The following is a 15,835-nucleotide window of genomic DNA, read 5'->3' as shown; positions in this document are numbered from 1 at the left end:
TGGCATCCGGAGTCGCTATGCGTTCTGCTGCACTTTCTGCTGTTACCCTCTTCTGTTCGCTCTTTTTCGCCACGTCTGCCCTGGCCGATCGCTGCCAGCAAATTCGCGCCGGTCTTGATATCGGTTCCGGCACCACCAAAATCGCGGTGGCCCGCGTCAATGTCTGCCAGTCGCGCATTGAAAAAGTGCTCTATCAGGATCAGCGCGCCGTCGCCTGGAACGATGCGCTGGCACATGCTCCCGACAATCAGCTCACCCCGGCGATCGCCCGCCAGGGCGCCGCGGCGCTGCAGCAGCTTCTGGCCCATGCTCAGCGCTTTCATCCTCAGCGGATCAGCGGCGTGGCGACCGCCGTGTTTCGCAACGCCCGCAATGGCCAGGCGGTCATTGACGATCTGCAGCGGCAGACCGGGGCGCAAATCAGCCTGATCTCACAGCAGCAGGAGGCGAAGCTCGGCTTCCTCTCCGCCAGAGCCGCGCTGAACGATCCCGCGATCCGTGATGAGCAGTTGCTGGTCTGGGATATTGGCGGCGGATCGATGCAGATGACCGCCTGGCGACAGCAGGCCGGTCAGCCGGTGGCCGATATCTATCAGGGGAAGCTGGCTTCCGTGACGCTGAAAAACTTTATCCTGCGCGTGCTGAAGAACAGCCCGGATGCCCCGTCACCCAACCCGATTGGCTCCTGGCGGCAGTCCGTGCTGCGCTTCGTGCAGTTTTATGCCACTAACGAGGTCAGCCCGCAGATCAAACAGGATGTGGCGGGTCGCCGGGTCATCGGTATTGGTGGTGTGCACGGGTTTTCCATCCGCAATCAGTTACCGGGCAGACCCCATCACTACACGCTGGCAGCATTGCGCCAGCTCTCTCAGCAGCAGGTCTGGAAGGGTGACAGTGAACTGTCTGGCGACTATCGCGCCACGGACGTCAGCAACCTGTTGCTGGTTGAAGGCTATATGGAGGCGCTGAAAATCAACGAGGTGACCATCGTGGAGGCCAGTCTGCTCCAGGGCGTGCTGCTGCAATAGCCCTGTCTCTGCCCTGCTTCGCCTCCAGCTGAGCCGCTGACACCGCGCCATTAACAGCCGGACATAATTTTTTAGCCTCTGATTTGCCTCTGACGGAGCAGGATTCACTATCTTTGCTACGCTTTGAGTGTCTCACTTAAAACCAAGGAGCAACAGATGTCAGGAAAAATCGAAGATAAAGTAAAAGAAGCCGCTGGCGCAGTTCAGGAACAATGGGGCGCAGCAACCGGCTCTTCTGAGCATCAGGCTAAAGGCGCCGCGCGCCGTTATGCCAACCAGGCAAGCTACGCGGCACGCGATGCTGCTGACTGCATCAAGGATCAGGTTCAGTCTAATCCTGTTGCCGGTCTGGCTGTTGCGGCAGGCGTTGGTGTTATCCTCGGCTTTCTGCTGGGCCGCAAGTAATCCTGCAGAACGTCAGCAGAACGGAAGCCGGTGGCTTCCGTTTTTTTTCGCTCACAGCGACGTGCCGCTGAGAAACATCTGAAAAATAACCCTTTTCAGGCCAGATCGCGGTCAGTCACTATGATTAAGTGAGCTTCCCTTTTTCTGACAACATCAAGGTGACCTTATGAAAACGATTCCTGCCCTGCTGCTCGTTGCAGCGACGCTGACCTCTCTGGCGGGCTGCTCACACCAGAGCAGCGCGATTAAAGAAGATGGACGCCCTCATGCGCCAAGCGGTCAGTCCTCACCTGGCGGCACGCTCGGCTCCGGCCCGGTGGGTCAGCCTCAGTCCTGATTCCCGGCCCCGGCTCTGACGCCGGGGTCTGTTTTTAGTGCGCGGCATTAACCGATAGCGCGCATAAAATAATGTCACTCATTGTTATCCTGCTATTAGTTATTACTGCAATTAACATCACATGCAAAATAAAATAATTTTTTAAGATTCATCCCAGTCCTTTTCAATAAGCCCCTACTCTCTTTACGCAATCCTGTAAATACACCCTGAATAAACAACACAGAAATTGTGGAAACAATTTAAACAGATCCTCTACAGCGTTTAAAAAAACATTTCCGTAATGAACTTTCTCGCTGAAACTATTCTCTAATCACGCATAATGATTTTTTGTTTAATATAATTGCTACGTGAAAGAGAATTGAGACGTGAAGAAAAAAAAGATTTATCTGATAGACCGCCTTTTAACGCTTTATTCTCGATTTTCCGGCAGAAGACAACCGCAGGCCCTGCAGCAGCTGAACCCGGAGACCGTGGTCATCTACTCCACCACCGCGCTGGGCGATTTCCTGATGAATACGCCCGCTATCTGGAGCCTGAAAAAACGCTTTCCTGCCAGTAAATTTATTCTGGTCTCCAGCCTGAAAAATAAGGATCTCGTCAGCCGCTATCCCTGGTTCGATAAGATTTATATCTGGGATAACAAACTGGCAAATTTTCTGCCGTTATTTTTCAAACTGCGTCGCCATAAACCAGAACTGTCCGTCATATTACACGCGCATTTCCCCTACGATATTATGAGCTCGGTACTGACCGGCAGTCAGGCTATTTTACGCGACCATTACGGCAGCGAATCGCCGGTACTGAATAAATATCTCGACCACTATTCGGGTTATTTCGACGATCACACCATCAAGCGTAAGCTGAAATTAATTGAAGCACTGGGCGCAGAGACGCAGCAGACCCGGATGCATCTGCCAGCGCTGAGTAGCAGTGCCACGGCAGACGCGTCGCATCGCCGCATCGGGTTTCAACTGGGGGCATCGAAAGATATCCGCCGCTGGCCGCTGGAGTCGTTTAGTCAGCTGGCCACCGCCCTGCTTGCGCGCTGGCCTGACAGTGAAATCGTTGTGACCGGTACAGCGGCTGAGCAACCGCTTGAGCAGGCGTTTATCGCCAGTCTGCCGCCGCACTGCCGGAAAAATGTGACGCCAATGGCGGGCAAAACAAACCTCAGTGGCCTGATTACCCTGATCCGCTCGCTGGATCTGCTGGTCACCGGCGACACCGGCCCGCTGCACATCGCCGTGGCGGCGCAGACCCCGACCGTCAGCCTCTTCTCCACCGCTAACCCGCGCTATACCGGCCCCTGTCAGGACAGCGATCGCCACATTATCATTCACCGTCCGGATAAGACGGCGACGCAGCATCCCATGGCGTCGATTAAGGCGGAAGAGGTTGAGCAGGCCGTGGCGCAACTGGTGGGATAATGAACCGCTTATCTACCGCCATTATTACGCTGATTGAATATCATAATCAGCCGACCCCGCTGGGCTGGTTCCGCAGAGTGGACCGGCCGGGTTTTCACCTGCAACAGCTTCCGCTGAATGAGGTGGAATTTGCGCTGCTGATGAGCGACTTTTTTCTCACGTTTAACGTCAGCGCCGACCATTATGATGAGTCCCGCTATTTTCCGGCAGCGCAACGGCGACGCTTGGCTTTCACTCCCGGATTCAGAGCCGGCGCTGAACCGGCTTACCGCCCTGTCACCGTCGCGATGCTGTCTGAGGCGGCCAGCAGGGGGTGCTGGCCTGAAGAGGATGACTGAATCAGGGTATGGACAACGGCGTCATAGACTTCACAGCTGTTCAGCGCGTTAACATTCCGTGACGCGGGCTGCAGCACCTGATAATTCACCTGCCAGGGATGCCAGCACGCCGGGTCGCTGTCGCCGAACAGCGCCACCACCGGCAATCCCAGCGCCGCACCGATGTGCATCGCCCCGCCATCACTGCTCACGAGCCCCTGACATAACGACATCGCCGCGATCAGTTGCGGCAGGCTGGTTGTTGAGACCGCTCTGATCGGCAGGTGCGGACAGAGCGCCATGATGTCTGCGGCTTTTTCATCATCACCCGGATGACGCGGATTATCGCGACTGCCGGGTGACCACAGCAGCATGATCTGGCAGGGGTGGTGAGCGGCAATCTTCTCAGCCAGTCCGGCAAAACGTGTCGCTTCCCATTGCTGGCTCGGCTTTCGGGCGCTGATTTGCAGCGCATACACCGGGAGGGCGGCATCAATTGCGTAAGTGTCGCGCAGGCTGGCGGCAAGGGCGGCGTCAGGCCGCAGCGTCAGTCTGCCCGGTCTTTTTTCACGGAGATTGAAGGGGCGTCCCAGGCTGAACAGCGTTTCGCTGATATGGCACGGCGACGGGTCGGGCGGTGGCAGCAGGTCGGTAATCAGAGGATGGGACTGCTCTCCCAGGGCGATGACTCTTGCCGGACGCAGGCTCTTTACCCATTTCAGGCCATGCTGATCCCAGCGGCTTTTCGCCAGTATCACCACCTCATAGCGTTGCTTTTTCAGGGTCAGCATCAGCTTCAGCCGCTGTAACAGGCAGGTCACTCTTCCCTGCCCTGACTCCCGGTGATGCAGTTTGGTGTAAAAGAAGAGCTGCCGGATGTCGGGGTTATGCGCCAGCACAGGGGCGGCGTAGTTGTTCGTCAGTACATCGACCTGATACCGTCCCGACTGCGCCAGCGCACTGATGAGCGGCGTGGTCAGTAACGTGTCGCCAATATTATCCCTGCAAATAATTAAAACCCGCATGTCTGACATCCTCTGCGCACAGTCTGTGCTGGCTGGCTAAAAATAAGACGTCCCCGTTAACGCTCGCGGAATGCTAACGTAACGGTACAGTCAGCTGATTAGTCAGCGAAGTGTCAGATTGGTTCAACAGTTGCCATGTTGTTAAAATATGAGGCCGGGCAGAGCAGACGAATACGCTTAACGGGTTTGGGCAGTTAGCCGGTTTCCGGCAGGGAGAGCGTCAGGATCATTCGGCCCGGCACAGAGTATGCCGGGCACGCAGTTTTCAGGACGGGATTAATGGAGCCTGTCGTCTAACAGCTCAAGGGCGACCCGATAAATCAGCCCAGGCTGGGCATCGGGTAACATCCGCTTGATTTTCTCCTCCAGGGCGCGGTTCGTGACGGCCTGATTATCCGCCAGTAATTCCAGCACAGCCTGACCGAACATCAGGCGACAGATATAAATCGCGTCTTTGGTATATTTTGCGTCCATAAATCCTCCTTATGAATGAGTGTTTACAGTAACGGGATTCAGACGCTGAAGAATGGCCGATGCAGGGGCGCTGCCTTTTTTTGCAGTGGCATCAGACAATCCGATTTGCAGAAATATTAAAACGCGATGATGTCACTGACTGAAGGGTCAGGTGAGGCGGAGAAAGAGAAAAGCGTGAAACGCGGGCACAAAAAAGCCGGCACAGAGCATGACCCTGTGCCGGCCGCATCAGACATTACATATTTTCGATGATCGCGTCACCAAACTCTGAACATTTCAGCAGTTTAGCGCCATCCATCAGGCGTTCGAAATCGTAAGTCACGGTCTTGTTAGCGATAGCGCCTTCAACACCTTTAACAATCAGGTCAGCCGCTTCGAACCACTCCAGGTGGCGCAGCATCATCTCTGCCGACAGGATCACGGAACCTGGGTTCACTTTATCCTGGCCTGCATACTTCGGCGCAGTGCCGTGCGTGGCTTCAAACAGCGCGCACTCGTCACCGATGTTGGCGCCAGGTGCGATACCGATACCACCGACCTGAGCCGCCAGGGCGTCAGAGATGTAGTCACCGTTCAGGTTCATACAGGCGATAACGTCATATTCAGCCGGACGCAGCAGGATCTGCTGCAGGAACGCATCCGCGATCACATCTTTAACGATGATCTCTTTGCCGGTGTTCGGGTTTTTGAACTTCATCCACGGGCCGCCGTCGATCAGCTCGCCGCCAAACTCTTCTTTCACTAACTGGTATCCCCAGTCTTTGAAAGAGCCTTCGGTGAACTTCATGATGTTGCCTTTGTGAACCAGGGTCAGTGAATCACGATCGTTGGTGATGGTGTATTCCACTGCCGCACGCACCAGACGCTTGGTTCCCTCTTCGGAGCATGGCTTAACGCCGATACCGCACTGCTCAGGGAAGCGGATTTTCTTCACGCCCATCTCTTCGCGCAGGAACTTGATCACTTTGTCCGCTTCGGCAGAGCCCGCTTTCCACTCGATACCCGCATAGATATCTTCGGAGTTTTCACGGAAGATCACCATGTCGGTCTCTTCAGGACGTTTAACCGGGCTTGGCGTGCCTTTGTAGTAACGAACCGGACGCAGGCAGACGTAAAGGTCAAGCTCCTGACGCAGGGCCACGTTCAGTGAACGAATACCGCCGCCGACCGGGGTGGTCAGTGGACCTTTGATCGCAACGCGATATTCTTTGATTAAATCGAGGGTTTCCTGAGGCAGCCAGACGTCCTGGCCGTAGAGTTCGACTGATTTCTCACCGGTGTAAATCTCCATCCAGGAGATTTTACGCTCGCCGTTGTAGGCTTTCTTCACCGCCGCGTCGACCACTTTCAGCATGACCGGGGAAACATCAACACCGATACCGTCACCCTCAATGTAAGGAATGATCGGATTGTTTGGCACTGTCAGCTTGCCCTGATTCAGGGTGATTTTTTGACCTTCCGCCGGAACAACTACTTTGCTTTCCATTAACCTCTCCTGGGCGTTTGTTAATGATTTGTAAGATGCGCGTCAATACTACTTGAATATTTCCGCCACGCCAATCACCGCAATTTCACGTTATAATGCGCCGAATGTTTCTGACTGCAAAGCCCATGCGAAAAACTTCTCAACGAATTCACCAGGATAAACGATTCAGCCGTCCGGCGCGTGATGCGCGACGTACGCCTGCCCGTCCTGCGGCCCCGCGCCGCGTGATTCTCTTTAACAAACCCTTCGACGTTCTGCCGCAGTTTACGGATGAAGCGGGCCGCCGCACCCTGAAGGATTTTGTTACTGTTACCGGGGTCTATGCCGCAGGCCGCCTCGATCGTGACAGTGAAGGCCTGATGGTGCTGACCAACGACGGCGCCCTGCAGGCCGCGCTGACTCAGCCCGGCAAACGCACCGGCAAAATCTACTACGTGCAGGTCGAAGGCGCGCCACAGGAGGCGGATCTGCAGCCGCTGCGGGATGGGGTTAATCTGAAAGATGGTCCGACCCTGCCCGCTGGCGTGGAAAAAGTCGATGAACCCGAATGGCTCTGGCCACGCCAGCCGCCGATCCGCGAGCGTAAAAACATTCCGACGCAGTGGCTGAAGGTTACGCTGTATGAGGGGCGTAATCGTCAGGTTCGCCGCATGACCGCCCACATCGGCTTTCCTACCCTGCGCCTGATTCGCTATGCCATGGGTCACTACAGCCTCGACGATCTGGCCCCCGGAGCGTGGCGCGAGATCAGCACAGACCCTGTCTGACAACCGAACTTTCATAACCTCAGGTTAACAATTGCGGAGAAGGGATGTTTAAACCTCATGTTACGGTCGCCTGTCTGGTTCAGGCGGAAGGTGAGCTGCTGGTGGTGGAAGAGACCATCAACGGACGCGCCACCTGGAACCAGCCAGCCGGCCATCTTGAAGCGGATGAAACGCTGCATGAAGCCGCGGCGCGTGAACTCTATGAAGAGACCGGCATCGTGGCGCAGATGGACTATTTCATTGCGATTAACCAGTGGATAGCCCCGGACACCACGCCTTTTGTGCGTTTTCTGTTTGGGGTCGATCTGCCGGAAAAAGTGGTGACGGAGCCGCAGGACAGCGACATCGACTGCTGCTGGTGGCTGCCGCCAGCGCAGATTCTCACGGCTTCTAACCTGCGTTCGCCGCTGGTGGCGGAGAGCGTCCGCCTGTGGCAACAGGGCACGCGCTACCCGCTTCATCTGGTCAGCCCGTTCCGGTGGCCGTTTCACGAGGGTGCGCGTCTGCCTTCTGCATGATAGAATGCGCCGCCTGTTTTTTTATCGTAATGCGAGCGTGTCATGTCTGACAACAGCCAGAAAAAAGTGATCGTCGGTATGTCCGGCGGCGTCGATTCTTCCGTTTCCGCCTGGTTACTGCAGCAGCAGGGTTACCAGGTTGAAGGCCTGTTCATGAAGAACTGGGAGGAGGACGATGGCGAGGAGTATTGTACCGCCGCGGACGATCTGGCGGATGCGCAAGCGGTGTGCGACAAGCTGGGTATGAAGCTGCACAAGGTTAACTTTGCCGCGGAATACTGGGATAACGTCTTCGAGCATTTCCTCGAAGAGTATAAAGCGGGCCGCACCCCTAACCCCGATATTCTCTGTAACAAAGAGATCAAATTCAAAGCGTTCCTGGAGTTCGCGGCTGAGGATCTCGGCGCTGACTTCATCGCTACCGGTCACTATGTGCGCCGTCAGGATGTTGCTGGCCAGAGCCAGCTGCTGCGCGGCCTGGATGGCAACAAAGATCAGAGCTACTTCCTCTACACCCTGAGCCACCAGCAGATTGCGCAGAGCCTGTTCCCGGTCGGCGAGCTGGAAAAGCCGGAAGTGCGCCGCATCGCTGAAGAGCTGGACCTGATCACCGCGAAGAAGAAAGATTCGACCGGCATCTGCTTTATCGGCGAGCGTAAATTCCGCGACTTCCTGGCACGCTATCTGCCGGCCCAGCCAGGAGAGATTGAAACCACTGACGGTCAGATCGTCGGTGAGCACCAGGGGCTGATGTACCACACCCTGGGACAGCGTAAAGGCCTGGGTATCGGTGGCCTGAAAGAGAGCAAAGATGATCCCTGGTATGTGGTCGACAAAGATGTGGCGCGGAACCGCCTGATTGTCGCTCAGGGCGGCGATCATCCGCGTCTGATGTCTGTGGGACTGATTGCGCAGCAGCTGCACTGGGTCGATCGTCAGCCGATCACCGCCCCGCTTCGCTGCACCGTGAAAACCCGTTATCGTCAGACCGATATTCCCTGTGAGATTATTCCTCACGGTGACGATCGGATTGAAGTGCGCTTCGATGAGCCGGTTGCTGCGGTGACGCCCGGCCAGTCTGCGGTCTTTTATCTTGGCGATGTCTGCCTCGGTGGCGGTATTATCGAACAGCGTCTGCCTTTCGTGACAGAGTAAGCGGGCGCAGCACCTATTGATGACGCGTAAACAGGAGTAACCGTGGCGAAAAATTATCAGGAAATTACGCTGGCGCTGGCGGGCATCTGTCAGTCCGCGCATCTGGTGCAGCAGCTGGCTCAGCAGGGTCACTGCCAGCCAGAGGCGCTGACCGTTTCGCTGCGCAGCGTGCTGGATCTCAATCCTGACTCCACGCTGGCCGTGTTTGGCAACAATGAAGCCAACCTGCGTCTCGGACTGGAAACCCTGATGGCGGTGCTGAACAGCAGCAGTCGCCAGGGCGCCGGTGCCGAACTGACCCGTTACACCCTGAGCATGATGGTGCTGGAACGTAAACTCAGCGCCAGCAAGTCTGCCATGGCGACCCTGGCGCAGCGCATCAGTCAGCTGGATCGCCAGCTGGCGCATTATGAGCTGGAATCCGATACCATTCTCAGCGCCATGGCGGGCATCTATGTCGATGTCATCAGCCCGCTTGGCCCGCGGATTCAGGTGACCGGTTCACCTGCCGTGCTGCAGAACAGCCAGGTTCAGAGTAAAGTGCGCGCCACCCTGCTGGCCGGTATCCGCGCGGCGGTGCTCTGGCAGCAGGTCGGTGGTGGCCGACTGCAACTGATGTTCTCGCGTCAGCGTTTGCTGCGTGAAGCGAAAACCCTCTTATCCCGGCTGCCACTGACCTACTAAGTCGGTGTGGCCAAACACTGCTAAATGATTCAGGAGTTGCACTGATGGAATTATCCTCTCTGACCGCCGTCTCACCTGTCGATGGTCGTTACGGCGACAAAGTCAGCCCGCTGCGTGCGATTTTCAGCGAATTTGGTCTGCTGAAATTCCGCGTTGAGGTTGAAGTTCGCTGGTTACAAAAACTGGCCGCGACCGCAGAGATCAAGGAAGTTCCTGCATTTGACGCTGACGCAAACGCTTTCCTTGATGCGATTGTTGCCGGTTTTTCCGAAGAAGATGCCGCGCGCATCAAAACCATCGAACGCACCACCAACCATGATGTGAAAGCGGTCGAGTATTTCCTGAAAGAAAAAGTTGCCGACACGCCTGCGCTGCACGCCGTCTCTGAATTTATCCACTTCGCCTGCACCTCGGAAGATATCAACAACCTGTCGCACGCGCTGATGCTGGAAACAGCCCGCCGTGACGTGCTGCTGCCTTACTGGGAACAGTTGATCGGTGCGGTGAAGGGTCTGGCCAGCGAATACCGTGATATTCCGCTGCTCTCCCGCACCCACGGACAGCCGGCAACGCCGTCAACCATGGGTAAAGAGATGGCAAACGTGGCGTACCGCCTTGAGCGTCAGTTACGTCAGCTGAAGCAGATCGAAGTGCTGGGCAAAATCAACGGGGCAGTGGGCAACTACAACGCCCACATTGCTGCCTACCCGGAAGTGGACTGGCACGCGCTGAGCGAGAATTTTGTCACCTCGCTGGGGATCACCTGGAACCCCTACACCACGCAGATCGAGCCGCACGACTACATCGCCGAGATGTTCGACTGCATCGCCCGCTTCAACACCATCCTGATCGACTTTGATCGCGATATCTGGGGCTATGTGGCGCTGAACCATTTCAAACAGAAAACCATTGCGGGCGAGATTGGCTCGTCAACGATGCCGCATAAGGTCAACCCAATCGACTTCGAAAACTCCGAAGGCAACCTGGGTCTGGCGAATGCAGTCATGCAGCATCTGGCCAGCAAACTGCCGGTGTCGCGCTGGCAGCGTGACCTGACCGACTCTACCGTGCTGCGTAACCTTGGCGTCGGCGTCGGTTATGCGCTGATCGCCTATCAGGCGACGCTGAAAGGCATCTCTAAACTGGAAGTGAACCGCGAACGTCTGCTGGACGAACTGGATCACAACTGGGAAGTGCTGGCGGAGCCGATCCAGACGGTGATGCGCCGTTACGGCATCGAGAAACCTTATGAGAAGCTGAAAGAGCTGACGCGCGGCAAACGTGTGGATGCCGCCGGTATGCAGGCCTTTATCGACAGCCTGGCGCTGCCGGAAGAGGAAAAAGTGCGTCTGAAGCAGATGACGCCAGCAAACTATATCGGTCGCGCTGTCCGGATGGTTGACGATCTGAAATAATGCCCGCCGCAGACCGGCTCACTCCGGTCTGCGTTAACATCCTGTTTAATACATTTCGCGTATACTTTCTGCAGGTTGACTCAAACAGAGTGTAAGGACTTTCTATGCGTGTTCTGGTTGTTGAAGACAATGCCCTGCTGCGCCATCATCTCGCCGTCCAGTTACGTGACATGGGCCATCAGGTCGATGCCGCCGAAGACGCCAAAGAAGCCGACTATTTTCTTCGGGAACATCTGCCCGATATCGCGCTGGTGGACCTCGGCCTGCCGGATGAAGATGGCATGTCGCTAATCCGTCGCTGGCGCGGCGACGCCGTGCGCCAGCCCATTCTGGTGCTGACAGCTCGCGAAGGGTGGCAGGCCAAAGTCGAAGCGCTGGAAGCCGGTGCCGACGACTACGTGACCAAACCGTTTCATATTGAAGAGGTGGCCGCCCGACTGCAGGCGCTGATGCGCCGCAACAGCGGTCACGCCTCGCAGATTATCGATATGGCTCCCTTTCAGGTCGATCTCTCCCGCCGGGAACTGACCGTCAATGAACAGCCGGTGAAGCTCACCGCCTTTGAGTACACCATCGTCGAGACGCTGATTCGTAACGCGGGCAAAGTGGTCAGCAAAGATTCGCTGATGCTCCAGCTCTATCCGGATGCGGAACTGCGTGAAAGCCACACCATCGACGTACTAATGGGCCGCCTGCGCAAAAAGATTTTAGCGCTGCACCCCACTGACGTGATCGCCACCGTGCGTGGCCAGGGTTACCGCTTTGATCTCTGACCATGTCCTGGTTTAATCGTTATCGCCCGATTTCGCTGCGCGCCCGCTTTCTGCTGGCCTCCGCAGCGATTGTTCTGTTCCTCTCCCTCTCTTACGGCATGGTCGCGGTGATAGGCTATGTGGTGAGCTTTGATAAAAACACCTATCGCGTCATGCGTGGTGAGAGCAACCTCTTCTTTACGCTGGCGCAATGGCATGACAACAAGCTCACCATCGCCCAGCCGGAGCGGATGACGCTCAACTTCCCGACGCTGGTGTTTATCTACGACGAGCGCGGCAAGCTGCTGTGGCAGCAGCGCGACGTCCCGGATATCCGCAAAAAGATCCGCCATGAATGGCTGCTGAAGCCCGATTTTTACGAGATTGACACCAGCAACCGCACCAGCATGCTGGCGATGGGGAACAACCTGAATGCGCAGCGACGCCTCAACGACTGGGATAACGACAGCAACGATACCTTTACCCACTCGGTGGCTGTCAACCGTTACGATGCCACCACCAATCTGCCTGCGCTCACCATCGTGGTGGTCGACTCGATCCCGCAGGAGCTTCAGCACTCGGACGTGGTCTGGTCGTGGTTCAGCTACGTGCTGGCCGCCAACCTGATCCTGATTGTTCCGTTGCTGTGGCTGGCCGCGCACTGGAGTCTGCGGCCCATCGGTGCGCTGACTCAGCAGGTGCGCGAACTGGAGACCAGTCAGCGCGAAAACCTGGACGACAATCCCCCACAGGAGCTGCGCAGCCTGGTACGCAATCTCAATCTGCTGCTGACCAATGAGCGGCAGCGTTATACCCGCTATCGCACCACCCTCTCTGACCTGACCCACAGCCTGAAAACGCCGCTGGCCGTGTTGCAGAGTACGCTGCGCTCGCTGCGCAACGGCAAAGAGCTGACGGTGGAAGAGGCAGAACCGGTGATGCTGGAGCAGATCAGTCGTATCTCGCAGCAGGTAGGATATTACCTGCACCGCGCCAGTATGCAGGCCGATCACAATCCGCTGCAGCGCGATCTGCATTCGGTCTCTGGCCTGCTCGACAGCCTCTGTTCGGCCCTGAATAAAGTCTATCAGCGTAAGGGCGTGGCGATTACCCTGGATATCTCCCCGGAGCTGACCTTTGTGGGTGACCAGAATGACTTTATGGAAGTGCTGGGTAACGTGCTCGATAACGCCTGCAAATATTGCCTGGAATTTATCGAAGTGAGCGCGTTTCAGAGCGACAAGGCGCTGCATCTCTATATCGATGACGATGGCCCGGGCATCCCTGAAAGCAAGCGCGACCTGGTGTTTGTTCGCGGACAGCGGGCCGATACGCTGCGTCCTGGCCAGGGATTAGGTCTGGCCGTGGTGCGCGACATTCTTGAGCAGTATGAAGGTAACGTCATCGCCTCCGGCAGTGCACTCGGCGGAACCCGCATGGAAGTGATCTTTCAGCGGCAGGAAGTCGAACATCGCCGCGAGTAGAAAAGCCGCCGGGCTGTTATACTTGCTGGCATTTACAGCCCTAAGCGGAACTCTTTTATGGACTATCAGCTCGATCTTAACTGGCCCGATTTTATTCAGCGCTACTGGCAGAAACGCCCGGTGGTGCTGAAGCGTGGCTTTAAAGACTTTGTCGATCCGATTTCACCGGATGAACTGGCCGGACTGGCGATGGAAAACGAGGTGGATAGCCGCCTTGTCAGCCATCAGGATGGCAAATGGCAGGTCAGCCACGGCCCGTTTGAGAGCTACGATCACCTGGGCGAGAACAACTGGTCGCTGCTGGTACAGGCAGTCAATCACTGGCACGAACCCTCTGCTGCGCTGATGCGCCCTTTCCGTTTCCTGCCTGACTGGCGCATTGATGACCTGATGGTGTCGTTTGCTGTGCCTGGCGGCGGCGTCGGCCCCCATTTTGATCAGTACGATGTCTTTATTATTCAGGGAACCGGTCGCCGTCGCTGGCGCGTCGGTGAAAAAGTGCCGATGAAGCAGCACTGCCCGCATCCCGATCTGCTGCAGGTTGAGCCGTTCGACGCCATCATTGATGAAGAGCTGGAGCCGGGCGATATCCTCTACATTCCACCAGGATTCCCGCACGAAGGCTATTCGCTGGAAAACGCCCTGAACTACTCCGTTGGTTTCCGTGCCCCCAGTGGCCGCGAGCTCATCAGCGGCTTTGCGGATTATGCTCTGGCGAATGAGCTGGGCAGCCTGCGCTTCAGCGACCCGGATGTCCCGGCGCGCGAATGCCCGTCGCAGATCCTGCCGCAGGAGATTGAAGGTGTGCGTCAGCTGATGCTGGATGTCGTTAACCAGCCGGAGCATTTCGCGCACTGGTTTGGCGAATTTATTTCGCAGTCGCGCCATGAGCTTGATGTGGCCCCGCCGGAGCCGCCTTATCAGCCTGATGAAATTTATGATGCGCTGCAGCAGGGCGATGCCCTGAGCCGCCTGGGCGGCCTGCGTGTATTAACGGTTGGCGATGCGGTGTATGTCAACGGTGAGCGGGTCGAATGTTCACGCCCTGAGGTGATGGCGGTGCTGGCGCATCACTCCCGCATCACGCTGGATGATCTGGGTGATGCGCTGGATGATCCGGCAGTGCTGGCGCAGATCGCCGGTCTGGTGAATGCCGGGTACTGGTATTTTGGTGACGAATAACCAGTAGTCCGCTTCCAGAATCAGGCTCTCTGCCCCTCAGGTCAGAGAGCCTTCTCTCATTATCCCTTCTTCTGCGCCGCCAGTTCTGACAGACGCACAATCACTTCCACCGTTTTCGCCATGATGTTCAGCGAGGCGAACTCGTGCTTGCCGTGATAGTTGTAGCCCCCGGTAAAGATGTTCGGACAGGGCAGCCCTTTCCACGACAGCGACGACCCATCGGTGCCGCCACGAATCGGTTTCACCACCGGTTCAATACCGCAGTCACGCATCGCCTGCAGGGCCAGGTCAATGATATGCGGGAACGGCTCGACCTTTTCACGCATGTTGCGATAGCTGTTGGTGATCTCAACGGTGACGGAGCAGTCAGGATGCAGGGTTTTGTTGATCTCCGCAGCGATCTGCAGCAGCGTCTGTTTCCGCTGTTCAAAACTTTCCGTTTCAAAGTCACGGATAATGTAGAGCATCTCGGCGTGCTCGACACTGCCCTTGATCTGATGCAGATGGTAGAAGCCCTCGTAGCCGTCGGTAAACTGCGGTTTCTCACGGGCCGGTACCGCCGCATGGAACTGATTTGCCAGCTCCAGCGCATTCACCATCACCCCTTTGGCGGAGCCAGGGTGGACGTTGTTGCCGACGATGCGGACCGTGGCCGAGGCGGCATTGAAGTTCTCATATTCGAACTCACCCAGATCGCTGCCATCAATGGTGTAAGCCCAGTCGGCGGCGAAGCCTTCCACATCAAAGTGAGAGGTGCCGCGTCCGATCTCTTCGTCAGGCGTAAAGGCCACGCGGATCGCCCCGTGCGGCGTATCACTCGCCGCCAGCTGCGCCATCGCCGTCATGATCTCTGCAATGCCCGCTTTGTCATCCGCACCGAGCAGGGTTTTGCCGTCGGTGGTAATCAGCGTATGACCGATTAATTTGTGCAGCACCGGGAACATGACCGGCGACAGGATCTCATTGCCGCTTCCCAGCGCGATGTCACCGCCGCGATAGTTTTCAATGATCTGGGGATTCACATGCTTCGCCGTGAAATCAGGCGACGTATCCATGTGGGAGATGAAACCGATGACCGGGGTGGGCCAGTCGACATTGGCAGGCAGCGTGCCCATAACACAGCAGTGATCGCTTAAGGTGACATCGACAAATCCCAGCGCCAGCAGCTCTTCCTGCAGCTGCCGTGCCAGCGTCCACTGCCCTTCGCTGCTGGGCACCTGGCGCGCCTGCGGCTTAGCCTGAGTTTCAACGGCCACATAACTTAAAAAGCGCTCAAGTAACTGTTCCATATCCCATCCTTTAAAAGTGCTGTGCGGTATTATTCACCGATCGGCCAGTCACAACGTTGCGTAAAATCATCAGCAGTCAGGTTAGCGCTG

17 protein-coding genes are annotated in these 15,835 nt (G+C 56.7%); 13 read left to right on the top strand and 4 right to left on the bottom strand.

The window, feature by feature from the left end; all coding sequences use genetic code 11:
- The first annotated feature begins 17 nt into the window (after positions 1–17).
- From AC1V0D_RS03870 to AC1V0D_RS03850, 5 genes are all read left to right on the top strand, one after another.
- Entirely contained in the window at positions 18–1,028 is a 1,011-nt protein-coding gene (locus AC1V0D_RS03870; RefSeq protein ID WP_009090803.1) for a Ppx/GppA phosphatase family protein, read from the top strand.
- 156 nt (positions 1,029–1,184) lie between these two features.
- The gene (locus tag AC1V0D_RS03865) at positions 1,185–1,433 is read left to right on the top strand and encodes an ElaB/YgaM/YqjD family protein (protein WP_046101619.1); all 249 of its coding nucleotides are present in this window, start codon (positions 1,185–1,187) and stop codon (positions 1,431–1,433) included.
- 166 nt (positions 1,434–1,599) lie between these two features.
- Complete coding sequence (locus AC1V0D_RS03860; protein ID WP_009090806.1) at positions 1,600–1,770, top strand: YgdI/YgdR family lipoprotein; 171 nt, start codon at positions 1,600–1,602, stop codon at positions 1,768–1,770.
- Positions 1,771–2,135: 365 nt separating this feature from the next.
- A complete protein-coding gene (locus tag AC1V0D_RS03855; protein ID WP_482906991.1) occupies positions 2,136–3,197 on the top strand; it encodes a glycosyltransferase family 9 protein in 1,062 nt (353 codons plus the stop codon).
- Entirely contained in the window at positions 3,197–3,535 is a 339-nt protein-coding gene (locus AC1V0D_RS03850; protein WP_482906990.1) for a DUF1493 family protein, read from the top strand. Before AC1V0D_RS03855 ends, AC1V0D_RS03850 begins: the two co-directional genes overlap by 1 nt.
- Here AC1V0D_RS03850 and AC1V0D_RS03845 read toward each other — a convergent pair.
- The 3 genes from AC1V0D_RS03845 to icd form a co-directional block, all read right to left on the bottom strand.
- On the bottom strand, positions 3,463–4,539 hold the full coding sequence (locus AC1V0D_RS03845) for a glycosyltransferase family 9 protein (RefSeq protein ID WP_482906989.1): 1,077 nt from the start codon (positions 4,537–4,539) through the stop codon (positions 3,463–3,465). The two genes, AC1V0D_RS03850 and AC1V0D_RS03845, sit on opposite strands and share 73 nt — an antisense overlap.
- A gap of 276 nt (positions 4,540–4,815) precedes the next feature.
- A complete protein-coding gene (locus AC1V0D_RS03840) occupies positions 4,816–5,013 on the bottom strand; it encodes a hypothetical protein (protein WP_111207915.1) in 198 nt (65 codons plus the stop codon).
- Between the two features lie 235 nt (positions 5,014–5,248).
- Positions 5,249–6,499: an NADP-dependent isocitrate dehydrogenase gene (gene icd, locus AC1V0D_RS03835; RefSeq protein WP_009090813.1), complete on the bottom strand. Its 1,251-nt coding sequence runs from the start codon at positions 6,497–6,499 to the stop codon at positions 5,249–5,251.
- A 104-nt stretch (positions 6,500–6,603) separates the two neighbouring features.
- Here icd and rluE point away from each other — a divergent pair, with 104 nt between their 5' ends.
- From rluE to AC1V0D_RS03795, 8 genes are all read left to right on the top strand, one after another.
- Positions 6,604–7,266, top strand: coding sequence for a 23S rRNA pseudouridine(2457) synthase RluE (rluE, locus tag AC1V0D_RS03830; protein WP_140924294.1), 663 nt, complete (start codon positions 6,604–6,606; stop codon positions 7,264–7,266).
- A gap of 44 nt (positions 7,267–7,310) precedes the next feature.
- Positions 7,311–7,784: an NUDIX domain-containing protein gene (locus AC1V0D_RS03825; protein WP_111207916.1), complete on the top strand. Its 474-nt coding sequence runs from the start codon at positions 7,311–7,313 to the stop codon at positions 7,782–7,784.
- A gap of 42 nt (positions 7,785–7,826) precedes the next feature.
- Positions 7,827–8,939: a tRNA 2-thiouridine(34) synthase MnmA gene (gene mnmA, locus AC1V0D_RS03820; RefSeq protein WP_111207917.1), complete on the top strand. Its 1,113-nt coding sequence runs from the start codon at positions 7,827–7,829 to the stop codon at positions 8,937–8,939.
- 42 nt (positions 8,940–8,981) lie between these two features.
- Positions 8,982–9,623 (top strand): high frequency lysogenization protein HflD, encoded by a 642-nt coding sequence (hflD, locus tag AC1V0D_RS03815; RefSeq protein ID WP_009090821.1) that lies wholly within the window; start codon positions 8,982–8,984, stop codon positions 9,621–9,623.
- Positions 9,624–9,667: 44 nt separating this feature from the next.
- Positions 9,668–11,038 carry an adenylosuccinate lyase gene (gene purB / locus AC1V0D_RS03810; RefSeq protein WP_307743670.1) on the top strand — a complete coding sequence of 457 codons (1,371 nt, stop codon included), beginning with the start codon at positions 9,668–9,670 and terminating at the stop codon, positions 11,036–11,038.
- A gap of 104 nt (positions 11,039–11,142) precedes the next feature.
- Positions 11,143–11,811, top strand: coding sequence for a two-component system response regulator PhoP (phoP, locus tag AC1V0D_RS03805; protein ID WP_009090826.1), 669 nt, complete (start codon positions 11,143–11,145; stop codon positions 11,809–11,811).
- Positions 11,812–11,813: 2 nt separating this feature from the next.
- Positions 11,814–13,274 carry a two-component system sensor histidine kinase PhoQ gene (phoQ, locus tag AC1V0D_RS03800; protein ID WP_046101611.1) on the top strand — a complete coding sequence of 487 codons (1,461 nt, stop codon included), beginning with the start codon at positions 11,814–11,816 and terminating at the stop codon, positions 13,272–13,274.
- Positions 13,275–13,331: 57 nt separating this feature from the next.
- Positions 13,332–14,456, top strand: coding sequence for a ribosomal protein uL16 3-hydroxylase (locus AC1V0D_RS03795; RefSeq protein ID WP_046101610.1), 1,125 nt, complete (start codon positions 13,332–13,334; stop codon positions 14,454–14,456).
- Positions 14,457–14,515: 59 nt separating this feature from the next.
- On the opposite strand, the gene pepT is transcribed toward AC1V0D_RS03795, so the two are convergent.
- Positions 14,516–15,745 (bottom strand): peptidase T, encoded by a 1,230-nt coding sequence (gene pepT, locus AC1V0D_RS03790; RefSeq protein WP_009090830.1) that lies wholly within the window; start codon positions 15,743–15,745, stop codon positions 14,516–14,518.
- Positions 15,746–15,835: the final 90 nt, after the last annotated feature.

The organism is Pantoea sp. PA1, from assembly GCF_056856975.1.
The sequence above is the reverse complement of the archived record's forward strand: the minus strand, read 5'-3'. Positions and strand labels throughout refer to the sequence as shown.